General features: G+C 71.6%; 20 protein-coding genes and 2 tRNA genes. 16 read left to right on the top strand and 6 right to left on the bottom strand.

The window, feature by feature from the left end; translation table 11 throughout:
• Positions 1–99: 99 nt before the first annotated feature.
• Complete coding sequence (locus C3488_RS00115) at positions 100–975, bottom strand: alpha/beta fold hydrolase (protein WP_103837208.1); 876 nt, start codon at positions 973–975, stop codon at positions 100–102.
• A gap of 178 nt (positions 976–1,153) precedes the next feature.
• Here C3488_RS00115 and C3488_RS00110 point away from each other — a divergent pair, with 178 nt between their 5' ends.
• From C3488_RS00110 to C3488_RS00085, 5 genes are all read left to right on the top strand, one after another.
• Positions 1,154–2,092 (top strand): bifunctional MaoC family dehydratase N-terminal/OB-fold nucleic acid binding domain-containing protein, encoded by a 939-nt coding sequence (locus tag C3488_RS00110; protein WP_103837207.1) that lies wholly within the window; start codon positions 1,154–1,156, stop codon positions 2,090–2,092.
• 5 nt (positions 2,093–2,097) lie between these two features.
• Complete coding sequence (locus C3488_RS00105) at positions 2,098–2,493, top strand: MaoC family dehydratase (RefSeq protein ID WP_103837362.1); 396 nt, start codon at positions 2,098–2,100, stop codon at positions 2,491–2,493.
• Entirely contained in the window at positions 2,490–3,656 is a 1,167-nt protein-coding gene (locus C3488_RS00100) for a lipid-transfer protein (RefSeq protein WP_103837206.1), read from the top strand. Before C3488_RS00105 ends, C3488_RS00100 begins: the two co-directional genes overlap by 4 nt.
• A gap of 224 nt (positions 3,657–3,880) precedes the next feature.
• Complete coding sequence (locus tag C3488_RS00095; RefSeq protein ID WP_103837205.1) at positions 3,881–4,435, top strand: SigE family RNA polymerase sigma factor; 555 nt, start codon at positions 3,881–3,883, stop codon at positions 4,433–4,435.
• A 200-nt stretch (positions 4,436–4,635) separates the two neighbouring features.
• A complete protein-coding gene (locus C3488_RS00085; protein ID WP_103837204.1) occupies positions 4,636–6,291 on the top strand; it encodes a long-chain fatty acid--CoA ligase in 1,656 nt (551 codons plus the stop codon).
• 77 nt (positions 6,292–6,368) lie between these two features.
• On the opposite strand, the gene C3488_RS00080 is transcribed toward C3488_RS00085, so the two are convergent.
• Both C3488_RS00080 and C3488_RS00075 read right to left on the bottom strand, forming a co-directional pair.
• Positions 6,369–10,703, bottom strand: a complete 4,335-nt coding sequence (locus C3488_RS00080; protein ID WP_103837203.1) for a PAS domain-containing protein — start codon at positions 10,701–10,703, stop codon at positions 6,369–6,371.
• Between the two features lie 200 nt (positions 10,704–10,903).
• The gene (locus C3488_RS00075) at positions 10,904–11,341 is read right to left on the bottom strand and encodes an SSI family serine proteinase inhibitor (RefSeq protein WP_103837202.1); all 438 of its coding nucleotides are present in this window, start codon (positions 11,339–11,341) and stop codon (positions 10,904–10,906) included.
• A gap of 254 nt (positions 11,342–11,595) precedes the next feature.
• Between C3488_RS00075 and C3488_RS00070 the strand changes: the two genes are divergently transcribed.
• Together C3488_RS00070 and C3488_RS00065 are read left to right on the top strand one after the other, a co-directional pair.
• Positions 11,596–11,686, top strand: a tRNA-Ser gene (locus C3488_RS00070).
• A 239-nt stretch (positions 11,687–11,925) separates the two neighbouring features.
• Positions 11,926–11,998, top strand: a tRNA-Arg gene (locus C3488_RS00065).
• A 276-nt stretch (positions 11,999–12,274) separates the two neighbouring features.
• Here C3488_RS00065 and C3488_RS40010 read toward each other — a convergent pair.
• Entirely contained in the window at positions 12,275–12,499 is a 225-nt protein-coding gene (locus tag C3488_RS40010; RefSeq protein WP_146067819.1) for a hypothetical protein, read from the bottom strand.
• 839 nt (positions 12,500–13,338) lie between these two features.
• On the opposite strand from C3488_RS40010, the gene C3488_RS00055 reads away from it, so the two are divergent.
• The 3 genes from C3488_RS00055 (at position 13,339) to C3488_RS00045 (ending at position 15,601) form a co-directional block, all read left to right on the top strand.
• Positions 13,339–13,866, top strand: a complete 528-nt coding sequence (locus C3488_RS00055; protein ID WP_103837200.1) for a hypothetical protein — start codon at positions 13,339–13,341, stop codon at positions 13,864–13,866.
• 10 nt (positions 13,867–13,876) lie between these two features.
• Entirely contained in the window at positions 13,877–14,920 is a 1,044-nt protein-coding gene (locus tag C3488_RS00050) for a peptidase (protein ID WP_258053220.1), read from the top strand.
• A 174-nt stretch (positions 14,921–15,094) separates the two neighbouring features.
• Complete coding sequence (locus C3488_RS00045; RefSeq protein WP_103837199.1) at positions 15,095–15,601, top strand: hypothetical protein; 507 nt, start codon at positions 15,095–15,097, stop codon at positions 15,599–15,601.
• Positions 15,602–15,625: 24 nt separating this feature from the next.
• On the opposite strand, the gene C3488_RS00040 is transcribed toward C3488_RS00045, so the two are convergent.
• Positions 15,626–16,153: a VCBS repeat-containing protein gene (locus C3488_RS00040; RefSeq protein WP_181138828.1), complete on the bottom strand. Its 528-nt coding sequence runs from the start codon at positions 16,151–16,153 to the stop codon at positions 15,626–15,628.
• A complete protein-coding gene (locus C3488_RS00035; protein ID WP_103837197.1) occupies positions 16,107–16,775 on the bottom strand; it encodes a VCBS repeat-containing protein in 669 nt (222 codons plus the stop codon). The genes C3488_RS00040 and C3488_RS00035 overlap by 47 nt, the downstream gene beginning before the upstream one ends.
• Positions 16,776–17,101: 326 nt before the next feature.
• On the opposite strand from C3488_RS00035, the gene C3488_RS00030 reads away from it, so the two are divergent.
• The 6 genes from C3488_RS00030 to C3488_RS00005 form a co-directional block, all read left to right on the top strand.
• On the top strand, positions 17,102–17,968 hold the full coding sequence (locus C3488_RS00030; RefSeq protein ID WP_103837196.1) for a DUF2797 domain-containing protein: 867 nt from the start codon (positions 17,102–17,104) through the stop codon (positions 17,966–17,968).
• A 141-nt stretch (positions 17,969–18,109) separates the two neighbouring features.
• Positions 18,110–18,466 carry an antibiotic biosynthesis monooxygenase gene (locus C3488_RS00025; RefSeq protein ID WP_103837195.1) on the top strand — a complete coding sequence of 119 codons (357 nt, stop codon included), beginning with the start codon at positions 18,110–18,112 and terminating at the stop codon, positions 18,464–18,466.
• Positions 18,467–18,622: 156 nt separating this feature from the next.
• Positions 18,623–19,363, top strand: coding sequence for a response regulator transcription factor (locus C3488_RS00020; protein ID WP_103837194.1), 741 nt, complete (start codon positions 18,623–18,625; stop codon positions 19,361–19,363).
• A complete protein-coding gene (locus C3488_RS00015) occupies positions 19,360–21,024 on the top strand; it encodes a cell wall metabolism sensor histidine kinase WalK (RefSeq protein WP_103837193.1) in 1,665 nt (554 codons plus the stop codon). Before C3488_RS00020 ends, C3488_RS00015 begins: the two co-directional genes overlap by 4 nt.
• Positions 21,025–21,038: 14 nt before the next feature.
• Positions 21,039–22,517 carry a bifunctional glycosyltransferase family 2/GtrA family protein gene (locus C3488_RS00010; RefSeq protein ID WP_103837192.1) on the top strand — a complete coding sequence of 493 codons (1,479 nt, stop codon included), beginning with the start codon at positions 21,039–21,041 and terminating at the stop codon, positions 22,515–22,517.
• Positions 22,514–23,937, top strand: a 1,424-nt coding sequence (locus C3488_RS00005) for a glycosyltransferase family 39 protein (RefSeq protein ID WP_146067818.1), incomplete at its 3' end; no start/stop codon positions are given. The genes C3488_RS00010 and C3488_RS00005, both read left to right, overlap by 4 nt.

The following is a 23,937-nucleotide window of genomic DNA, read 5'->3' as shown; positions in this document are numbered from 1 at the left end:
TCGTACTTGTGTTCGAAAATGGGAAGGGGGAGGAGGGCCGGGCTCCAGGAGGTGGTCGCGATGTCCCGGGCCGGTGAGCCGGTGGGCGGTCTCCGGCGGTCAGCTCCTGTGCGCCTGCCAGAAGGCGCGCAGCGCGGTGACGAGCGCCCCGGGCGCCTCCTCGGCCATGTGGTGTCCGCTGTCGATCGGGCCGCCCGCCAGCAGGTCGCCCGCCCAGTCGCGCCAGACGCCGAGCACGTCGCCATAGAGCTCGGCCATGTCGTCGCGGGTGGCCCAGAGCACCTGCAGTGGGCAGGCGACGCGTCGGCCGGCCCGCCGGTCGGCGTCGTCGTGCTCCCGGTCGACGCCGAGACCGGCCCTGTAGTCCTCGCACATGGCGTGCACGGTGGCCGGATCGTGGATGGCGCGGTGGTAGTCCTCGTATGCCTCGTCGCCCATCTGCTCGGGGGTGGCCCGGTACCAGGCGTCGGGATCCGCATTGATGACCCGCTCGGCGGGCTTGTCGGTCTGTCCCAGGAAGAACCAGTGCCACCAGCTCGCGGCGAACGCAGCGTCGCAGCGTCCCAGCGCCTCCCCGATGGGGACCGCGTCCAGCACGCTCAGCGCGGAGACCGCCTCCGGGTGGTCCAGGGCGAGACGGGTGGCCACGTAGGCGCCGCGGTCGTGGCCGACGACGGCGAAACGCTCGTGCCCGAGGCCGCGCATCACCGCCAGGCAGTCCCGTGCCATGGCGCGCTTGGAGTACGGGCGGTGCTCCCGGTCGGTCGGCGGCTTGGCGGACCGGCCGTAGCCGCGCAAATCCGGGCAGACCACGGTGTGACCGGCCGCGGCCAGCAGCGGAGCGACCCGATGCCAGGTCGCGTGGGTGCGCGGATGGCCGTGCAGGAGCAGCACAGCGGGACCGTCGCCGCCGTGCCGCACCAGCAGCCGGGCCCCGTCCCCTTCGCACCACGTCAGTTCGAAACCGTCGAACATCCGACCCCCTCTGCTCCGGCCCGTCGCGTCCCGGCTGCCCCGGAAGGCTCCCTTCACGCAATCGGTGCCCTGAGGAGTCCGGTCGCGGGAGTCGGCGGCCTTGACAGCCCGCCAATACCTGACGGACAGTCAGAAATTCTTGGACCCACGTGCCACGAGATCCGGGAGGCCCGCAACGATGCGGCTCGAGGAGGACTTCGCCGCGCGGCTGAAGGCGTACGAGGGCCGGCCGGCCGTCGTCGCGGGCGTCGGCAAGGACCCGGTCAACGCGCCGATGATCCGGCACTGGTGCGAGGCGATGGGCGACACCAACCCCGCGTACACCGGCCCGGACGCCATCGCCCCGCCCACCATGCTCCAGGTGTGGACGATGAGAGGCCTTTCCGCCCACGCGGGGCGTACACAGGCGTACGACGAGCTGCTGGCCCTGCTCGACGGGGCGGGCTGCACCTCCGTCGTCGCCACCGACTGCGAACAGGAGTACCTGCGGCCGCTGCGCCCCGGGGACGAGGTCATGTACGACGCGGTCATCGAGTCGGTCTCGGACCAGAAGCGTACGAAACTCGGCACGGGGTACTTCGTGACGACGCGGATGAACGTGCGGGTGGGCGGTGAACCCGTGGGGACGCATCGGTTCCGGATCCTCAAGTACGCGCCCGCCGGCAAGCCCACCCGCGCCCGTCCCACCCGCACCGGGCCCGAGGCCGGACGGCCCCGCCCGGTGATCAACCGGGACAACGCCGGGTTCTGGGAGGGCGTCGCCCGGCACCGGCTGCTGATCCAGCGGTGCGGCGACTGCGGCACCCCGCGCTTCCCCTGGCTGCCGGGGTGCAACGCGTGCGGCTCACCGGAATGGGACACGGTCGAGGCGAGCGGGGCGGGCACGGTCTACTCGTACGTCGTGCTGCACCATCCGCCCTTCCCGGCCTTCGACCCTCCCTACGCGGTCGCCCTGATCGAATCGGCCGAGGGCGTCCGGATCGTCAGCAACGTGACCGGGGTGCCCTACGACAAGGTGCGCATCGGCATGCCCGTACGCCTGGTGTTCGAGCGATACGACAGGGAACTTCAGCTTCCGGTGTTCCGCGCCGTCGACGGCCGTGAGGTGGAGCGATGAGGGGGCTGCGCGGGGGGACGGAGCTGCCGCCGCTGGAGATCGAGATCACCCGCACGCTGATCGTGGCCGGTGCGATCGCCTCCCGGGACTACCAGGACGTCCACCACGACCCCGAGCCGGCCCGGAAGAAGGGCTCCCCCGACATCTTCATGAACATCCTTACCACGAACGGGCTGGTCGGCCGGTACGTCACGGACCACTTCGGCCCGGCGGCCGTCCTGCGCAAGGTCGCCATCCGGCTCGGCGCGCCCAATCACCCGGGGGACACGATGGTGCTGACCGGCAGGGTCGAGGAGGTCGACGGGGACACGGCCACGGTGAGGGTGGTCGGGGCCAACGGCATCGGCCGGCACGTCACCGGCACGGTCACGGTGACCGTCCCGAACGGCGATGCCGTATGAGCGTACGGACGAGGGACACCCTCGGCGGGCGGGCCGCCGTCGTGGGGATCGGGGCCACCGAGTTCTCCAAAAACTCCGGGCGCAGCGAGCTGCGGCTGGCCGTGGAGGCGGTGCGGGCCGCGCTGGGCGACGCGGGGCTCACACCCGCGGACGTGGACGGCATGGTCACGTTCACGATGGACACCAGCCCGGAGATCACCGTCGCCCAGGCCACCGGCATCGGCGAGCTGTCCTTCTTCTCCCGGATCCACTACGGCGGCGGTGCGGCGTGCGCGACCGTCCAGCAGGCCGCGCTCGCGGTGGCGACCGGGGTGGCCGACGTCGTCGTCTGCTACCGGGCGTTCAACGAGCGCTCCGGCCGCCGCTTCGGCACCGGGGTGCGGCACCGCGAGCCGTCGGCGGAGGGGGCCGCGCTGGGCTGGCCGCTGCCGTTCGGGCTGCTCACCCCGGCGTCCTGGGTGGCGATGGCCGCACAGCGGTACCTGCACACGTACGGTCTGACACCGGAGGCGTTCGGCCACGTGGCCGTCGTCGACCGCACGTACGCGGCGACCAACCCGGCGGCCCACTTCCACGGCCGGCCCATCACCCTCGCCGACCACGCGGCCTCCCGCTGGATCGTGGAACCACTGCGGCTGCTCGACTGCTGTCAGGAGACGGACGGCGGCCAGGCGCTGGTCGTCACCTCCCTGGAACGGGCGCGCGATCTGCCCCACCCGCCCGCGGTGGTCACGGCCGCCGCCCAGGGCGCGGGGCGCCGCCAGGAACAGATGACCAGCTTCTACCGGGACGACCTGACGGGCCTGCCGGAGATGGGCGTGGTGGCCCGCCAACTGTGGCGGACATCGGGAATGGGCCCGGCGGACATCGATGTGGGCATCCTGTACGACCACTTCACGCCGTTGGTGCTGATGCAGCTGGAGGAGTTCGGGTTCTGCGAGCGGGGTACGGCGGCGGACTTCGTGGCCGCGCGGGCGCTGCCGCTGAACACCCACGGAGGGCAGCTCGGGGAGGCGTACCTGCACGGCATGAACGGCATCGCGGAAGCCGTACGGCAACTGCGCGGCACCGCCGTCAACCAGATACCCGGGGCCGCCCGCACCCTGGTCACCGCGGGCACCGGCGTCCCCACCTCCGGTCTGATCCTGACGGCGGACCGATGAGCGGTGCGGGCCGCGCCGGCCGTTCGCCCCGGTACGGTTGCCGCACGCGCGTGGCTCGCCTGCTCCTGCCGTAGTCATCCCTCAGGGGCGAACCCTCAGGTGTAGGCGCCCGTTCGTCCACCTTCAGGAGGTGGGGGCAGCCCCCCGCCTACAACCTGAGGGGGAGGCGTCTTCGGGACCTGCGGCCGATCCGCCGCAAGGGGCGCGATCCCTAGCGTGGAGCCATGACCACACCCGTCTGCACCAGCGCTTCGGACGCCGCCACGCCGGCGAGGCAGACCCTTCCGTTCCCGTCGTTCTCGTCGTACGTGAAGGCGCGTCAGCCGGTGCTGCTGCGTACCGCCCGGTCGCTCACCGCCAACGCCAGCGACGCGGAGGACCTGCTGCAGACCGCGCTGACCAAGACGTACGTCGCCTGGGACCGGATCGAGGACCACCGTGCGCTCGACGGGTACGTGCGCCGCGCGCTGCTGAACACGCGGACCTCGCAGTGGCGCAAGCGCAAGGTCGACGAGTTCGTGTGCGACGAGCTGCCCGAGCCGGAGGGCCTGCCCGCCGCGGACCCGGCCGAGGAGCAGGCGCTGCACGACGCCATGTGGCGCGCGATCATGAAACTGCCCGCACGCCAGCGGGCGATGCTCGTCCTGCGCTACTACGAGGACCTGAGCGAGGCCCAGACGGCCGAGGTGCTCGGTGTGTCCATCGGCACGGTGAAGTCGGCGGTGTCCCGCGCCCTGGGCAAGCTCCGCGAGGATCCCGAACTCGCACCGGTGCGCTGAGCGCCGGGAGCCGGGAGCCGGGAGCCGGGGGGCCGGGGGGCCGGGAGCCGGTTGCCGGGCCGGTGCTGGTGGCCGTGCGGATGGCCGAGGGTCGACGCCTTGATCGATCATCCCCAGGCCTAGTGACATACCGATCGGTATGTGCGCAGAATCAGCGCGACCCCTACTGCCGCGTAGGCAATGACGCCCGGGAGGACTCCGTGCTGAGCACCATGCAGGACGTACCGCTGACCGTCACACGCATCCTTGCGCACGGAACGCTGGTGCACGGGACGTCCCGGATCACCACCTGGACCGGCGAGGGCGAGCCGCAGCGCCGCAGCTTCGCCGAGGCGGGCATCCGCGCCGTGCAGCTCGCAGCCGCTCTCCGCGACGACCTCGGCGTCCGGGGCGACGACCGGGTCGCGACCCTCATGTGGAACAACGCCGAGCATGTCGAGGCCTACTTCGCGATTCCCTCCATGGGCGCGGTCCTGCACACGCTCAACCTCCGCCTGCCCGCCGAGCAGCTGGTGTGGATCGCCAACCACGCAGCCGACCGGGTGATCATCGTCAACGGCTCGCTGCTCCCGCTGCTCGCACCGCTGCTCCCGCAGCTGGCCACGGTCGAGCACGTCGTCGTGTCGGGCCCCGGTGACCGTTCCCTCCTCGACGGCGCGCGCGCCCAGGTGCACGAGTACGAGGAGCTGATCGCGGGCAAACCCACGACGTTCGACTGGCCCGAGATCGACGAACGCCAGGCCGCCGCCATGTGCTACACCTCCGGCACCACCGGCGACCCCAAGGGCGTCGTCTACTCCCACCGCTCGATCTACCTGCACTCCATGCAGGTCAACATGGCCCAGTCGATGGGCCTGACCGATCAGGACACCTCGCTCGTCGTGGTCCCGCAGTTCCACGTCAACGCCTGGGGCCTGCCTCACGCCACCTTCATGACCGGCGTCAACATGCTGATGCCGGACCGCTTCCTGCAACCCGCTCCCCTCGCGGAGATGATCGAGAAGGAACGGCCCACGCACGCCGCCGCCGTCCCCACCATCTGGCAGGGCCTGCTCGCCGAGCTCAGCTCCCGGCCCCGCGACGTCTCCACCCTCAACCAGGTCACCATCGGCGGCTCCGCCTGCCCGCCCTCCCTCATGGAGGCCTTCGACAAGCTCGGCATGCGGGTCTGCCACGCCTGGGGCATGACCGAGACGTCTCCGCTGGGCACGATCGCCCGGCCGCCCGCCCACGCCGTCGGCACGGACGAGGAGTTCACCTACCGGCTCACCCAGGGCCGCTTCCCCGCCGGGGTCGAGGCCCGCCTCACCGGCCCCGGTGGCGAGCGGCTTCCCTGGGACGGCGAGTCCGCGGGCGAACTGGAGGTGCGCGGCCCGTGGATCGCGGGCGCCTACTACAACGGTCCGGACGCCGAACCCCTGCGCCCCGCCGACAAGTTCAGCGAGGACGGCTGGCTCAAGACCGGCGATGTCGGCACCATCAGCCCCGAGGGCTTCCTCACCCTCACCGACCGCGCCAAGGACGTCATCAAGTCCGGCGGCGAGTGGATCTCGTCGGTGGACCTGGAGAACGCCCTGATGGCTCACCCGGACGTCGCCGAGGCCGCCGTCGTCGCGGTCCCGGACGAGAAGTGGGGGGAACGGCCGCTGGCCACCGTGGTGCTGAAGGAGGGCGCCACGGCCGACTTCGCAGTCCTCCGCTCCTTCCTCGCCGATGAGCGGGGGATCGCCAAGTGGCAGCTGCCCGAGCGCTGGACGATCATCCAGGCGGTACCCAAGACGAGCGTCGGCAAGTTCGACAAGAAGGTGCTGCGGCGGCAGTACGCGGCAGGTGAGCTGGACGTCACGCAGATCTGACGTCGGACGTACGGTGGCCGGGGCGCTGTTTCACGTGAAACAGCGCCTTTGTGCCGACTTCGGGCTGAGCCCCGGCCTCAGTTGGTACCGATGCGGGCCAGCAGATCCACGATCCGGTCCTGCACCTCGGTGCTGGTCGAGCGTTCCGCCAGGAACAGGACCGTCTCACCCGAGACCAGCCGCGGTAGGTCGGCGGGGTCCACGGCGGCGGTGTAGACGACGAGGGGGGTGCGGTTGAGCAGGTTGTTCGCGCGTAGCCAGTCGACGACCCCGGCCTGACGGCGGTGCACCTGCATCAGGTCCATCACCACCAGGTTCGGCCGCATCTGCGCGGCCAGGGTGACCGCGTCCGCGTCCGAAGCGGCCCGCGCGACCTGCATACCGCGCCGCTCCAGCGTGGCCGTCAGCGCCAGGGCGATCTCCGCGTGCTCCTCGATGAGCAGCACGCGCGGCGGGTGCTGCTCGGAGTCGCGCGGGGCGAGCGCCTTCAGCAGGACGGCCGGGTCGGCGCCGTACGCGGCCTCCCGTGTCGCCTGCCCGAGCCCCGCGGTGACCATGACGGGGACCTCCGCGGCCACCGCGGCCTGGCGCAGCGACTGGAGCGCGGTGCGCGTGATCGGGCCGGTGAGCGGGTCGACGAAGAGCGCCGCCGGGAACGCGGCGATCTGCGCGTCGACCTCCTCACGGGAGTTGACGACGACGGGCCGGTAGCCGCGGTCGCTGAGCGCCTGCTGGGTCGTGACGTCCGGCGCGGGCCACACGAGCAGCCGGCGCGGGTTGTCGAGCGGCTCCGGGGGCAACTCGTCGTCCATCGGCTGCAGCTGGGGCTGGTCGGCGATTTCAATGGCACCACCGGGACCGTCGAGCGGCTCGGGACCTTCGTCGGCGTTCTCGTCCGGGGCCCCTATGGCGTACGACCGTCCGGCGCCCTCGGTGGCCGGGGCGAGACGGGACTGCCCGGCCAGGGACGGCTGGGGCGGAACCGGGGCCGACACGGGCTGCGGGTGCGGGCGCGCGGTCGCCTCGGGGCGCTCACCGGCCGGCTCGGGAGGCGTGCCGAGCTTGCGGCGGCGGCCGGAACCGTTGGATGCGTGCGGGGGAGGCGTCGGCGCCGTGGGGCGGGGCGGGGCCCCGGCCTGCGTCGCCTGCCGCGCGAAGGGCACCCCCTGGCCGAGCGTGCGCACGCTGATCGCGCGGCCCTGTGTCGAGTGGGGGTCGCCGGGGGCGGCCGACTCCGCGGGCAGCGGCTGGGCTGCGCGCGGCTGGGGCGTGCGCTGCTGCTCCGGCGGCAACGGCGTGCCCGCGGACGGGGTGGTCCCCGGGGCCTGCGGTGCGGGCACGCCGGCGCCGGTGTCACCAGAACCGGGCCAGGGCTGGGGCTGGGACTGCGGCTGGGGTTGAGCCGGGTGAGGGGGCACCGAGGTGTCGGGAGCGGGCCGGGGGACCTGCGGGGGCACAAGGATGCCGGGGGCTGCCTGGTGGGGAGCCTGCGGGGGCACCGGGGCGCCGGCGGTCGGGGCGGCTGCCGCGGGCGCCGCGGCCGGCGTTGCGTGCGGGCCGGGCTGGGGCTGTGGCTGGGGCACGACGGGGGGTCGGCTCGGCTGCCCCGCGACGGGCTGGGCGGGCATGGCGGCGGGGACCGGCTGAGCCGGGGCCATGGGCTGCCCCGGGGCCACCACCGGTCGGCCCGGTGCCATGGGCAGGGGCTGCACGGCGGGGCCGGGCTGGGCGGGGACCGGCTGGGGCGCCGCCTGAGCCGGCAGCGGCCCGCCGGGCAGCGCCGGTCCGCCCTGCGCGGCCGGAGCGGCCGGGGCTCCCTGCACCGGAACGGGCTGCGGGCGCTCCTGCCCGGGAACACCTTCGGCAGGGGCGCCGGGCGTCATCTGCGCGGGCACGTCCTGAGGCGGTGTCCCGGTGGCGGAGGCGCCGTCCGGCGCCTGCTGCGGCTGCCCGGGCTCGGCGGCCGGGCGGGCGCGCCGGCGGCCCGTGGGCGCGGACACCGGGTGCGGCTGCGGCGGCGTGTGCTCCTCGGCGACGTGCGGCACGGCGTCATGGCGGCCCTCGTCGGCCGGGACGGCGGTGGCGGCCGTGTCCTGCTCCGGCGCGCGGTCCGCCTCGGCGGGGGGCAGCGCGAACACCGTACGGGGAGCGGCTTCCGCTGCGGCGGCACGCTCGTTCGCGGCGGCCAGGGCACGGCGTCGGCGCCCGGTGGGCGCGGGGGCCTCGCTGGAGGACGGCGCATCGGAGGCGGCGGGCAGCGCGGGCGGCAGCGCCTGCTGCTCGGTGTCCCGGCGGGCCCGGCGGCCCGACGGCGCCGGCACGCCCTGCGGCGGCACGGTTCCGCCGAGTCCGGTGGCCGCGGCGGGGGCTCCCGCGGCGTGCTCGGCGGCGGTCACCACCGAGCCCTCGGTCACGCCCTCGGCGAGGTTCGGCCGGCCGTGTCGGCGTCCCGTACCTCCGGCGGCTTCGGCTCCCTCGCCACCGGTCGCCTGCGCCGGCACCGGTGCCTCGGCGGCGGGTTCCTGCGCGGCACGTCGCCGGCGCCGCCCGGTGGGTGCCGCGGCCGTCTCGGACGGGGCGGGGGCGGAGTCGCCGACCTCGCTCTCCAGGAACGCGTCCACGGACGACCGGCGGGCGCGCCGTCGGCCGCCGCCCTGCTGCTCACCCTGCTCGGGCAGCGCGATCTCGCTCCCGGGCCCCTCCGCCGGAGTTTCGGCCGAGGGCTCCGCCGGGGCCGCCTCGACCGCGCCCGCGCCACCGCCGAGCGGCACTTCGAGCACGTACGCGCTGCCGCTCATGCCCGGCACCTCGTGCGTCTGCAGCACACCGCCGTGCGCGCGCACGATGCCGCCGACGATCGGCTGGTGCACCGCGTCTCCCCCGGCGTACGGGCCGCGCACCTCGATCCGTACGACCTCGCCGCGCTGTGCGGCCGCCACGACGACGGTGTTGTCCATGTAACCGCCCGCCGAGACCGGCGCGTTGCCCGTGGAGTCGACGCCCGCCACGTCCGCGATCAGATGCGCCAGCGCCTGGGCGAGCCGCTGCGGGTCGACCTCGGCCTCGATGGGCGGAGCGTGCACCGCGAACTGGACCCGGCCGGGCCCGATCAGCTCGACGGCGCCGTCGACACCGGCGGCGACCACCGCGTCGAGCATGACGGCCGTCCGTGCGAGGTCGTCGTCGCCGGCGTCGAGCCGCTGGTAACCGAGGACGTTGTCGATGAGGGTGGTGATGCGCGAGTAACCGGCCGCGAGGTGGTGGAGCACCTGGTTGGCCTCCGGCCACAGCTGGCCGGCGTCGTCAGCGGCGAGCTTGGACAGCTCACCGCGCAGTTCGTCGAGGGGGCCGCGCAGCGACTGGCCGAGTACCGCGAGCAGTTGGTCGTGCCGGGCGGTCAGCGCCTCGTAGCGGTCCTTCTCGCGCTCGCCGAGGGCGGCGTAGCGCTCCTCGCCGGCCGCGATCTCCTCCGCGTGCCGCTCGCGCAGCTCGGCGAGCTCGGCGGCATGCTCCTCGCGCAGCCGCTCCAGCTCCTCACGGTGCTCCTTGGCGACCCGCTCGAGCTCCTCCTGGTGCTGCTTGACGGCCTCGTCCTTCTCCGCGACGAGCGCGTCGAACGGGCGCCGGTCGGTGAAGGTCATCACGGCGCCGACGATCTGGTCGCCGTCGCGCACCGGCGAGGTCGTCAGATCGACCGGCACCTTGTCCCCGGGCTTCGACCACAGCACCTGCCCGCGAACCCGGTGCTTGCGCCCGGAGCGCAGGGTGTCGTACAGCGGCGATTCCGTGTACGGGAAGGGGGAGCCGTCCTCGCGGGAGTGCAGGACGAGGGTGTGCAGCTCCTTGCCGCCGAGGTCGCTGGCGCGGTAGCCGAGGATCTGGGCGGCGGCCGGGTTGACGAGCACGATCCGCCCGTCGGTGTCCGTGCCCACCACGCCCTCGGCCGCAGCGCGCAGGATCATCTCGGTCTGCCGCTGCGAGCGGGCGAGTTCGGCCTCGGTGTCGATGGTGCCGGACAGGTCGCGGACGACGAGCATCAGCAGTTCGTCGCCGGTGTAGCCGTAGCCGTCGTAGGCCTGCCGGCCGTCCTCCAGGTTGGCGCTCGTGACCTCGACGGGGAACTCGCTGCCGTCCGTGCGCCGGGCGATCATCCGGGTCGGCTTGGTCTGCCCGCGCGGGTCGAGGGAGTCCGGGCGGCGCATGGAGCCGGGGATCAGCCGCGAGTCGAACTGCGGCAGCAGATCGAGCAGCCCGCGCCCGACGAGCGCGGTCCCGGGCGTCTCGAAGGCCTCCAGGGCGATGGTGTTGGCGTTGACGACCGTGCCGTTGGCGTTGACCAGCACCAATGCGTCGGGGAGCGCGTCCAGTATGGCAGCGAGGCGAGCAGCGCCTCGGGATGGCCTGCTGCTCACGAGACGCTTCCTCCCTGTTACCGCACCTTGCCGACCGCGAGGGCCATCTTGCCAATCGGCCCGCAGCGTGTCACGCGAGGGAGTCTACGGGCAGTCGTCGCGCCCGCGGCGCCGGATGAGAGGGAGGTCGCACGCGGAAGTGACGCAGAACCTGTGACCGCGCAGGTGGCCGTGCGCGGGGGCTCCGGCAGCGTCGCCCGCTACGAACGAACGTCCGGCAGGAGCGGCACCAGCGCGTCCCAGCGGGCGATCCGGCACCCGTCCCCGCGGTCGAACCACGCGTCGACCGGCCGCCCGGCCCACCTCCCGGTGACGTGCGCGGTGGCGGGCCCGCCGTACTGCAGGGTGCAGTGCCTGTCCGGCGGCACCGGGGCGAAGGGGTCCCGCCCCCAGACGGTCCGCCGCTCGAGCACGGCGCACGCGCGGCCGGCGGCGGGGTGGGTGCCGCCTGCCGGCCGGCACCGCAGCATGTAGACACCGTCGGCGCCCCCGGTGTGGCGGACGGTGACGAGGAGCCGGTCACCGTGAGGGGCCGGGCGCTGACCGTGCGCGTGCGCGGGCCCGGCGGCGGCGGTGAGAGGGAGAAGAGCGAGGGCTCCGAGGAGGAGAGGGCGGCGGCGAAGACGGAAGTGGTCCATGTCCTGCCTAACGGCAACGGGGTGGAGCGGTTGCGGAGCGTGCCGGCGGATGCTGCGAAGGGTCACGTCCGGCGAATCGGCGACCGTCCATGGGCCCTGGTGGCGGGCGACACGACTCAATGGAGCCCGATGCGGCCCCGTGCTTTGCCCTGCGGGCTTTCCGCCTAGTACCGTGGGAGCCGATTGGTGACACCCCGCTCGGCTGTGTCATCATCTGCACGCACCACTCGCGCTCGCGTGTGAGCGGTTGTGCTGGAGGCGTCGCCTAGTCCGGTCTATGGCGCCGCACTGCTAATGCGGTTTGGGCCTTAAAGCCCATCGAGGGTTCAAATCCCTCCGCCTCCGCGCTCGATCACCGAAGCCCCGGTCCTCGCGACCGGGGCTTCGATGCTTCCGGGGCAGGCCCTGGGAGCCGCTCCCGCCCCGCCCCCGGAAGCCGCCCCGAGACCCACCCGGCAACGCGTTTTCGCAGGTCACAAGGGGTGGGGCAAACGGATTTCACATGGCGGCGGCAGTCATGTAATGTTCTTCCTGTCGCCGCGAGCGGGCCGGAAGGGCCGGGAGCGGAGACGAAAACAGAACAAGCACTCGTAGCTTAACGGATAGAGCATCTGACTACGGATCAGAAGGTTGCAGGTTCGAATCCTGCCGAGTGCGCACAGGTCAGAAGCCCTCTGGGATCATCCCAGAGGGCTTCTGACGTCAGTCGGTGACATCAGCGCGGCCGGAACCGGATCTCCGCCGCAGGCGTGCGACTCCGCCTCTCCCGATTCCTCGTCCGGCTCGCCGAGCCTGAGGTCGGGCCGGTGGTGTGGACGTCGCGTCTCGCGCGGTTCCAGCGCACCACCGGCCGACTCCTCACCGGCTCACTCATGGGCTGCGACGCTCAAGGGCGTCTATGTGTGGCCGGCTCTCGTGGGCCTGCCGGCCCTGCTAGCAGTACTTGGCGATCGCTGCGGCCGCTCCCGCGTTGAAGCCCTTCTCGTAGTTGGGGTCCACTGCGGTGACGCCCTGCGGCGCCTGGGCCTTGCAGGTCGACTTCGCGAGGTTGAAGCCGTCCTTGTAGCCCTTGGCGTACTGCTCCTGGGTCTGCTTCGCCTCGGCCTGCTTGACCGAGCCGCAGCTGAGCTTGGGTCCGCCCTCCTCCTGCAGGGTCACGGGTCCGCCCTGCTGCGAAACCGTGAGCGTGCCCGAGAGCCCACCGTCGGCCGAAGCCCTGAAGCCGAATGAGTTGGCTCCCTGGCTGATGCTGACGTTCGCTCCTGGCGTGAGTCCCGTCCCGATGACGTTGAACCGGTCGGGCTTCTGGGCGTCTTGTGTCACATGGCACGTGGCCGTGGGCGTCGCTGCCTGGGCGGGCCCGGCCATGAGGGGCAGCGAGCCGAATGCCAGTGAGGAGAGGGCGAGGGGGGCCAACGCTGCGAGACGAGAACGTGCGTTCACGGTTCTGCCTTCCCTTCGGGGCATACGGAACCACGTGCAGGTGCGGGAGGTTCGAACACGCGGGGGCGGGCGCGAAGGAATGCTGAGGTTCCACGCCCGAACAGCGCGGTCTCACATCCGGAGCCGTGAGGCCGGGACAACTCCCGGACGGCTTCCTGCGCATGGACTCCGTATCCGAGGACGGCCATGCCCCTACCAGGGGGCCGGCCTTTCGGTCCCGTCCATGCTCTCGCAGGCCCACCTCGCTGTCGACCCGAGTCGACACGCTGAGTAATCGGACAATTCCATCGAGCAGTCATGCGTCCAGCGCCCCGGATCGGCCCCGCCGGACTGGGGCCTGCGCGCGGCAGCACCCTCCTGCAGGTCACCCGCCCACCGACTCCCGCCACATGACTGTCCATCAGCTCGTGCACTCAGGAACGGACTCCTCCGGAATAGGCCGTACGGACTCTTGGGGTGCCCCTATGGCGTGTTGATCGTCAGCGGACCTCCAGGGCTGCCGTATGAGCGGATACCAATAGGCGACGCATTGATCAGGTTTCGGAGGAGTGAGAATGAGGACCCGTGACGCTGTGGTGATCCAGGTCGCGACGGTGGGGGCCGTCATGGCTCTTTCCATCCCTGCTACGGCCGCCGACACGGTGACCACGTTCACGGTGACCGCGACCACGGGTCTGACGATCACCGCTCCCGCCAACGCTTCGCTCTCGACGGCTGCTCCCGGCGGCTCGGCGACCGGCCAGCTAGGAATCGTCACGGTGAGTGACCAGCGCTCTCAGCTGGGCACCACGTGGATCGCGACCGTCTCCCTGAGCTCTGCTTTCAAGACGGGTGGCGGCACGGCCGCCGAGACGATCTCAGGCAGCAACGTGACGTACACCCCCGGGTCGGCCACCGCCGAAACGAACCCGCCGCACACCCCCGGGAATGCGGGGAGCCTGGCCAGCCCCATCACCGCTTTCTCCCGTACGAGCGGCGACGGCGCCAACTCCGTCAGCTGGAATCCCACCCTCACCGTCAACGTGCCGGCGGGGAACGTCTCCGGTACCTATTCGGGCACCATCACGCACTCCGTGGCGTGAGTCTCAGGCCGTGCGCAGAAGAAGCACCTCGTGTCTCCCAACCCTGTTCGCCGTTCTCGCCGTCCTGGCGGGTTCCGTCGCCGACGTGCCGACCGCGGCTGCCGACTCCTCGTCCGGGATCGGATACATCGGCTTCCGTCTCCTGGAAGCACCGGTCGTGCGGCGCGAGGACCCTCGCGCGCTGAAGTACATCGTCGACCATCTGAAGCCGGGAACCGTCATCGAGCGCCGGTTCGAGGTGGCCAACAAGTCCGGCAGCAGGCGGGAAGTGCAGCTGTATCCGGGTGCGGCGCAGATCTCGGGCAACAGGTTCCTGTTCGCCGAGGGGCGGACTCCCAACGAGCTGACCCGCTGGACCAGCGTCAGGCCCGCCGTCCTCAGGCTCAAGCCGTGGGAGAAGACCGAGGCCAAGGTCACGATCGAAGTGCCGCGCACAGCGACGCCGGGGGAGCGTTACGCCGTCGTCTGGGCGGAGAGCGGAACCCCGCCGGACGCCACGCACAACGTCGGCTCAGTGGTGCGCGTGGGGACGCGGGTCTATCTGGACATCAGCAACAGCGGTGAGTACGCCGACTTCCGGATCGAGAAGATCGTCGCCCTCCGTGACAAGAAGGGACTGCCAGGCGTCATCGCCCATGTGTGCAACACGGGAAGGCGAGCACTGGATCTGCGAGGGAAGCTCATCCTTTCGGACGGCCCGGGTGGGCTGAGCGCCGGGGCGCACCCGGTCACCGAGGGCACCACGCTGCCTCCGGGCGGTACGGGAACCGTCCGAGTGGACGGTCTGGACAAAAGCCTGCCTGCCGGTCCGTGGACCGCGCGTCTGCACCTGGAGAGCGGAATGGTGCAGCACGACTTCTCCGCCCGGTTGATCTTTCCGAAGCCGGGGGGCGCGTCGGTCGCCTGGGCCGTGATCACGTCCGACCGCAGGGTCTGGTACGCCGCGACGGGAATTGTGCTGACTGTCACCGGCGGCGCGATGTCGTTTCTGCGATATCGACGGTCTCGGCGCCGGCGTTCCACCGGAAACCAAACACGAGTTCCTTCTGTGTGACTCTCATGGGTGAACCCACAAACGTCGCGTCGGCGAGCACACAGATCCCTCCTCTTGTTCGCCCAGAATGCAGGAGAAGCACACGCCGGACGAACAGAAGGAGAATGAGTGGGATCCCGTCCCCTCTCATGGTTCCGAATCTCCTTGCGGATCGGTGTGGGAGGAGCGTTGTGTGTGAACTGCCTGTTCCTTCCGTCGGGGCAGGCCCCACAGGCAGAGGCTGCGGCCACCGCCGTCTATCTGGTTCCCGAAGCGCTCTCCTCGGCCTCGGTCACGGCCCCCGCGTCGGTCAACCTCGGATCGGCAACACCCGGCAGCACGACGACCGTTCAGTTGGGGCAGGTCAAGGTCACGAGCAGTAATCAGATGCGGTGGACCGCGACGGTGTCGGCGACCGACTTCACCACGGGACGAGGCTCCGCCGCCGAGACCATCGCGCGAGGGAACCTGTCCTACTGGTCGGGGCCGGCCGTGTCCAAGTCGGGGCCCGGAACCTTCAGCCCCGGTCAGCCCACGGCTGCCAGCAAGGTGGCTCTGGACATCGCCCGCACGGCGTTCTCCTACGCCTCGGTCAGTCCCAGCGGCACTTCCTGTGTCTGGCAGCCGACGCTGGTCATGTCGGTGCCCGCCAGCGCAGTGGCGGGCACCTATACCGGCACAGTGACCCACTCTGTCGCCTAGGGCGTCTCAGGGCGGCTCCTGGCCTTACGGGGATGTGGTGTTGAGGAGGACCGACACGTTGGCCGAGGTGTAATTGGCCACCGTCACATCGGGGCGGGAGTCCTCGTCGAAGTCCCCCACCGCGATGCCGAACGGCCCGTCACCGACGGTGAAGTCGGCCCTGGTCCCGAAGGTGCCGTCGCCGTTGCCCGGCAACACCGACACCGTCCCGTCGTTGTCGTTGCCTACCACGAGATCCAGATGCGAGTCACCGTCGAAGTCCGCCACGTCCAGCGGGATCGGCGCGTCACCCACCGGGTAGTCGGTCTTGGTTCCGAAGGTGCCGTCGCCGTTGCCGAGCAGCACCGACACCGCGGCATCGCTCAGATCGGGGACCGCGACGTCGAGGTTGCCGTCCCCGTCGAAGTCCGCCACCTGGACCCGGGTGGGCGAGCCGCCCGTGCCGTAGTCGGTCTTGGTGCCGAAGGTGCCGTCGCCGTTCCCGAGCAGCACCGACACCGTGTTGTCACTGACGTTGGACACGACCAGGTCGAGGTCGGTGTCCTTGTTCACGTCCTTGGCCACGACCGAGAACGGGTACGCTCCCGTGCCGTAGTCGGTCTTGGTGGCCGAAGGTGCCGTCGCCGTTGCCCAGCAGCACCGACACCGTGTTGTCGTTCGTGTTGGAGGTCGCGAGGTCGATGTGGCCGTCCTTGTCGTAGTCACCGACCTCCACCTTGTAGGGGCCCGAGCCGGTCGCGTGGTCGACCTTGGTGGCGAAGGTGCCGTCGCCGTTGCCGAGCAGCACCGACACCGTGTCACCGTTCAGGTTGTCGACCGCCAGGTCCGGATTGCCGTCCTCGTCGAAGTCACCGACCGCGATGCCGCCCGGGTAGTCCCCCGTGCCGAAGTCGGTCTTGGTGGCGAAGGTGCCGTCGCCGTTGCCCAGTAACACCGACACCGTATTGTCCAGCGAGTTCGCCACGACCTGGTCGAGGTGGCCGTCCTTGTCGAAGTCGGCCACCCGCACCGCCTGAGAGGCGTTGCCTGCCGCGTAGTCGACATGGGTCGCAAAGGTGGGTGTGCCCGCCCACGCGGTGCCCTGAGCCGTGAACAGCGCTGACGCAGCCGCCAGGACGGCGATCACATATCTGCGGCTTCTCCGGGCTCTCTTGGCGGCTTTCTTCTTCGACATATTTCCTCCTCCGCACTTGTAACCGTTCGTGAAGCGGTGGCCCGAGTAATGACGCTACGGCCGCATTGGCGACCCACGTGGCACCGCACGGTTCGGCGATCTCGGAAGTGCAAAGCACTACTGAAATCGCTTCTACGGTCCCGCGCCGTTGACATACCGTCAACGAAAGGCAAGGTGCCCGAAAGTGCGAATTGACGCACGAAAACATTTCGCGAGGGTGGTGCGGATTCCGTCGGCGCACGCCGGAGCGGAGCAGGCGGGTCCCGGGCACGGGCGGGTGCGCCCACGCATCGCGTTGTCAGTGGGGACGCCTACTCTCGGCAGCGATGACTCAGGTGTGGAGATGTGCGGGGCTGCGGTGGGGTGAGGACGGGCCCGTGCTGGCATGGGAAGGGGGGCGGCGCAGTGCGCTGGAGCGGGGGAAGCGGGTGGCCTTCGCGGTGGTCGCGGGGAGTGTGCGCCGGTGTGTGGGGGCACGGGGGCATGGCTGTGCGGCGCGGGCCGTGGTGCCCGGGCGCAGTACGGGCGGGCGGTGCGAGGAGTGCGCCCGCCTCGACCGGGCCCATTCCGTCGCCGCCGACACCTTCGCCGACGATCCGCGGCCGTACCGCGTGTATCTCGCCTGGTTCGGGCCCGGCATGGTCAAGGTCGGGATCACCGCGGCCGAGCGGGGCTCCGCACGGTTGCTGGAGCAGGGTGCCGTCTGTTTCAGCTGGCTGGGGTGCGGGCCGCTGATGGCGGCGAGGCGCGCGGAGGAGCTGCTGCGGGCCGCCCTCCGGGTGCCCGACCGGATCCCGTACGCCGACAAGCGGGCGGTGCGGGCCGCGTTGCCGCCGGTCGGGGAGCGGGTCGAGGAGCTGGCTGAGCTGCACGCGCGGGCGGTGTCGCTCGGCGGCTGGCCGGAGTCGCTGGAGCGGGCGCCGTTCCTGGCCGTCGACCACGGCGGGGTGTTCGGGCTGGAGGGGTTGCCCCGGATGGACGCAGTGGTGAGCGAGCTGGTGGCGGGCGCCGGGGTGAGCGGTGGTGTGCTGGCGGTCGCAGGGCCTGATCTCCACCTCGCCACCGGGCGCGGGGTCCTGGTGCTGGACACGCGGCTGATGACGGGGTGGGAGCTGACGGGTGCCGAGCGGGACGAGGTGACCGTGCCGGTGCGGGAGGTGGGGGAGACGGGGGTGCAGGACGGGCTGTTCTGACAGCGGCTTCCTTGCCGGCCGACAGCCGGCGCTCCGCCTGGTCGCCGCTCGGATCCCGCTCCGGTCCTATCGGGATCCCGATTCGGCTCGGCGTCCGGAAAGGGGCTGGACGTCCGTGCCGCCGTGGCCGATCGTTGCGACATGAGCGATCGCCGCGTTGCGCCTGTCACCGCCCATGAACCCCCCTACTACGCCGTCGTCTTCACCTCCGTGCGGACCGAGGACGGCGACGGGTACGGGGAGACCGCCGAGCGGCTGGAGGAACTCGTCAAAGAGGTCCCCGGGTTCCTCGGGATGGACCAAGCCCGGACGCCGGGCGGCCTGGGGATCACGGTCGGGTACTTCCGGGACCTGGCCGCCGTCGAGGAGTGGCGGAGCGACCTGGAGCACCGCGCCGCCCAGAAGCGCGGGCGCGCCCAGTGGTACGAGGCGTACACCGTGCACGTCGCCAAGGTCGAGCGCAGCCATACGTTCGAGCGGGATCCGGCGCGTGGGTGACCGGGGCGGGTCGCCCGGGGGCCGTCGTCCGGTTGCTCTCTGACAGCGCGTCAAGGCATCTACCCAGGAGTTTCCTGAGAGCCGCCTGTGCGTTTCTCAGGAAAATCACAGATTCGTGAAAGGGCGCTCTCAGAGGACCCCGACAAGGTGTCCACCATGACCACGACCTCGCCCCAGGGGCGCACCGAACTGCTGAGGCCGGACGGGAGCCCCGTCCGAGTGCTGGTGGTGGACGACGAGCTGTCGATCACCGAACTGCTGTCCATGGCCCTTCGTTACGAAGGCTGGCAGATCCGCAGCGCGGGTGACGGACACGGCGCGATTCAGACCGCGCGTGACTTCCGGCCCGACGCCGTCGTGCTCGACATGATGCTCCCGGACATGGACGGCCTGACGATCCTCGGTCGGCTGCGGCGTGAGCTGCCCGATGTGCCGGTTCTGTTCCTCACCGCCAAGGACGCCGTCGAGGACCGGATCGCGGGACTGACGGCCGGGGGCGACGACTACGTCACCAAGCCGTTCAGCCTGGAAGAGGTCGTGGCCCGGCTGCGCGGGCTGATCCGCCGGTCCGGTGCCGCCGACCGCCGCTCCGACTCCGTTCTGGTCGTCGGGGACCTCATGCTCGACGAGGACAGCCACGAGGTGTCCCGGGGCGGGGAGAACATCCACCTCACCGCCACCGAGTTCGAGCTGCTGCGCTTCCTGATGCGCAACCCGCGGCGCGTGCTCAGCAAGGCGCAGATCCTCGACCGGGTGTGGTCGTACGACTTCGGCGGCCAGGCCAACGTCGTGGAGCTCTACATCTCGTACCTGCGCAGGAAGATCGACGCGGGTCGCGAGCCGATGATCCACACCCGGCGCGGCGCCGGTTACATGATCAAGCCCGCGGCGGCATGAGCAGGCGACGACGGCCGCGTACGCAGAGGCGAGGACGACAGCCGCGCACGCTGCGGACGCGGCTCGTCGTCTCGGCGGTCAGTCTGATCGCCGTGGTCTGCGCCGTGATCGGCACCGTGACGACCATCGCGCTGGGGCAGCACCTGTACGGGGAGCTGGACGGGCAGGTGGCCGATGTCGGCAAGCGCGTCTCGGGTCCGCCCGGGGGAAGCCTGGCCGGCCTCGGGGACGGTCGTCCGGGCGGCCCGGACAACCCGAACGGGGGTGCGACGGGGAGCTCCTCCGGCACCGTGACGACGCAGAACAGGCTGGACGACTTCGTCACCAAGGGGCCGACGCAACCCGACACGGTCGCCGCTCAGACGGACTCCACCGGTGCCGTCAGGAAGGCGGTCATCGCGAAGGAGGTCTCCTCCACCAGCGCCGGCTTCGAGCGGATGAAGGCCGTCGAGCTCTCCCACGCACAGACCGCCGCACTGGCCTCCGTGCCCCGTGACAGCAAGGTGCACACCGTCACGCTCCCGGGGCTCGGCGAGTACCGCGTCAAGTACGTCACCGGCGGCCGGGGCACCTTCTTCGTCGCCCTGCCGACACGAGCCGTCACCAACAACATCAAGACGCTCGTGGTCGTGGAGATCAGCGTCACCGCCGCCGGCCTGGTCGCCGCCGGCATCGCAGGTTCCGTGCTCGTCGGGATCGCGCTGCGGCCCCTGCGGAAGGTGGCCGCGACCGCCACCCGTGTCTCCGAACTCCCCCTGCACACCGGTGAGGTGACCCTCAACGAGCGGGTCCCGGAGTCCGAGACCGATCCGCACACCGAGGTCGGGCAGGTCGGGGCCGCCCTCAACCGCATGCTCGACCACGTCCACGGCGCCCTGCACGCACGGCAGCAGAGCGAGACGCGGGTACGGCAGTTCGTCGCGGACGCCAGTCACGAGCTGCGCACGCCGCTGGCCTCCATCCGCGGGTACGCCGAGCTGACCAGACGGGGACGCGAGGAACAGGGCCCCGACACACGGCACGCCCTCGGACGGATCGAGTCCGAGGCCGGGCGCATGACCCTTCTCGTCGAGGACCTGCTGCTGCTCGCCCGGCTCGACGCCGGCCGCCCGCTCCAGTTCGAGCAGACCGACCTCGTCCCGCTCGTCGTGGACACGATCAGCGACGCGCGCGCCGCCGGCCCCGACCACAGCTGGCGGCTCGAACTGCCCGACGAGCCGGCGCTCGTGTCGGCGGACGCCGCACGGCTGCAACAGGTGCTCGTCAACCTGCTCGCCAACGCCCGGACCCACACCCCGCCCGGTACGACCGTCACCGCACGCGTGCAGCGGCGCGGACCGTGGCTGTGCGTGGACGTCCAGGACGACGGGCAGGGCATCCCGCCCGATCTGCTGCCGCACGTCTTCGAGCGGTTCGCGCGCGGCGACTCGGCGCGCTCCCGGGCCACCGGCTCCACCGGGCTCGGGCTCGCCATCGTGCAGGCCGTCGCGACCGCGCACGGCGGCGCCGTGACCGTCGACAGCGTTCCCGGGCACACGGTGTTCACCGTGCATCTGCCGGCGCTGACCCCGCGCGTGCCCTCGCCGGCCCCCGAAACGGCCTGGCAACAGCACTCACAGGCACAGCACAGCGCCACCACACGGGTGCGACAGGGCGCTTGAGAAGAGTCGGTTCCATGCGAACCGACTCTTCTCCCGGCACCCTGCCGGCGCGGGAGCACCTCCCGGCCGCAGGAGCCGGTACGCCTGTCCTGGACGTAGTGATCCCCGTCTACAACGAGGAGAAGGACCTCCAGCCATGTGTGCTCGGACTGCACGAGCACCTCAAGCGCACCTTCCCGTACGCGTTCCGCATCACGATCGCGGACAACGCGTCCACGGACTCCACCCCGCAGGTGGCGGCGCGGCTGGAGGAGCGGCTCCCCGAGGTGAGGTCCTTCCGGCTGGAACAGAAGGGCCGCGGCCGGGCGCTGCGGACCGTCTGGTCCGCCTCCGACGCCCCGATCCTCGCCTACATGGACGTGGACCTGTCCACCGACCTCAACGCACTCCTCCCGCTGGTCGCGCCGCTGATCTCCGGTCACTCCGACCTGGCGATCGGCTCCCGGCTCGCTCGCAGCTCCCGGGTCGTGCGCGGCCCCAAGCGGGAGTTCATCAGCCGGGCCTACAACCTCATCCTGCGCGGCTCGCTGCAGGCCCGGTTCTCCGACGCGCAGTGCGGCTTCAAGGCGATCCGCCGTGATGTGGCCCAGGTGCTGCTGCCGCTGGTGGAGGACACCGGCTGGTTCTTCGACACCGAGATGCTGGTGCTCGCCGAGCGGGCGGGGCTGCGCATCCACGAGGTGCCGGTCGACTGGGTCGACGACCCGGACTCCACGGTGAACATCGTGAAGACCGCGACCGACGACCTCAGGGGCGTGTGGCGCGTCGGCAGGGCGCTGGCCACCGGTTCGCTGCCGCTGGACCGGCTGGCCCGGCCGTTCGGTGACGATCCGCGCGACCGCGACCTCAAAGACGTGCCGGGGGGCCTGGCCCGCCAGCTCGTCGGCTTCTGCGTGGTCGGCGGCCTGTCCACCCTGTTCTATCTGCTGCTCTACAGCGTCTTCCGGCAGTTCTCGGGCTCGCAGATCGCCAACGCGCTCGCCCTGCTGGTCTCGGCGGTCGCCAACACGGCGGCCAACCGCCGGCTCACCTTCGGCGTCCGCGGCAGGGGCGGCGCCGTCCGCCATCAGGCGCAGGGCCTGGTGGTCTTCGGTATCGGCCTCGCCCTGACGAGCGGCTCCCTCGCGGCCCTGAACGCGGCCACGAGCAACCCGGCGCACACAACCGAGCTGGCGGTGCTGATCGCCGCCAACCTCGCGGCGACCGTGCTGCGGTTCCTGCTCTTCAGGGCCTGGGTGTTCCCCGACCGCCGCGACGACACCCCGACGCCCCAGGCCGAGGTCCCCCACCAGCGACACGTCCCGGGGCCCGCGTACCGGCCGCTCCCGCCGCTGCCCCAGCGCCACGCGGCACCGCAGGCCGCGTACGACACCGAGTACGACCCCACTCCCTTCCGCGCCGGTGCCGACGCGGACCGCGCCCCCTTCAGGGACGCCACCGTGCCGCTGCAGCCGGTGCGCCCGCAGGACACCGACCCGAGGGACTTCCGATGAGCACGCACTACGAACAGCCGACCTACCAGGGGGGTGCGGCCCCCCACGCCTGGGGACCGCCCCCGGCCGCTCCCCCGCAGACACCCGCCGCGCCACCGACCCCCGCCCCCGGCTCCGGTCAGCCACAGCAGCCGCTCACGCGCAGACTCTGGCGCGGCCGGCCCGAGGACCCCCGCTGGGTACGCCCCGCGTTCCTCGGCCTGCTGCTCGCCACCGGGCTGCTGTACCTGTACGACCTGAGCGCCTCCGGGTACGCCAACTCGTTCTACTCGGCGGCGGTCCAGGCCGGCAGCAAGTCCTGGAAGGCGTTCTTCTTCGGCTCGCTGGACGCGGGCAACGCCATCACCGTCGACAAGCCACCGGCCTCCCTGTGGCCGATGGCCCTGTCGGTCCGGATCTTCGGCCTCAACTCGTGGGCGATCCTGGTCCCCGAGGTCGTCATGGGCGTCCTCACGGTCGCCGTGGTGTACGCGGCCGTCCGGCGCCGGTTCAGTCCGGCCGCCGGTCTGATCGCGGGCGCGGTGCTCGCGCTCACCCCGGTCGCGGCGCTGATGTTCCGGTTCAACAACCCGGACGCGCTGCTCGCGCTGCTGATGTCGCTCACCGTCTACTTCGTCATCCGGGGGCTGGAGGACGGCCGCACCAAGTGGCTGGTGTGGGCGGGTGTCGCGGTCGGCTTCGCCTTCCTGACGAAGACCCTGCAGGCCTTCTTGATCCTGCCGGCGCTGGCGCTGGTGTACGGCGTCTGCGCCCCGGTGAGGCTGAGGAAGCGGCTCGCGCAACTGGGCCTCGCCACCGTCGCGCTGGTCGTCTCCGGCGGCTGGTGGGTCGCGATCGTCGAGCTGTGGCCTGCCTCGTCCCGCCCGTACATCGGCGGCTCGCAGAACAACTCCTTCCTGGAGCTGACCTTCGGCTACAACGGCCTGGGCCGCATCAACGGCGACGAGACCGGCAGCGTCGGCGGCGGTGGCGGCGGCAACGGCGGCCAGTGGGGCGCGACCGGCTGGAACCGGATGTTCAACTCCGAGATCGGCTCCCAGATCTCCTGGCTGCTCCCGGCGGCGCTGATCCTGCTCGTCGCGGGCCTGGTGCTCACCCTCCCCCACTCTCGGCTTCGCTCGAGCGGGGGGACCCCCATGGCGGGGCGCACGGACCCGGTCCGCGGCTCGTTCCTCGCCTGGGGCGGCTCCCTGCTGATGACCGCGGTCATCTTCAGCTACATGGCGGGCATCTTCCACCAGTACTACACGGTGGCGCTCGCCCCCTACATCGCCGCCCTGGTCGGTATGGGCGTCACGGTCCTGTGGGAGGAGCGGTCGAGGACGTGGGCGTCGCTCACGCTCGCGGCCACCGCCACGGCCACCGCGGCCTGGGGCTACGTGCTCCTCAACCGCACCCCCGACTACCTGCCCTGGCTGAA

Source organism: Streptomyces sp. Ru72, from assembly GCF_002920635.1.
GTDB lineage: Bacteria > Actinomycetota > Actinomycetes > Streptomycetales > Streptomycetaceae > Streptomyces.
Note: the sequence above shows the minus strand (reverse complement) of the source record. Positions and strands in the feature narration are given on the sequence as shown.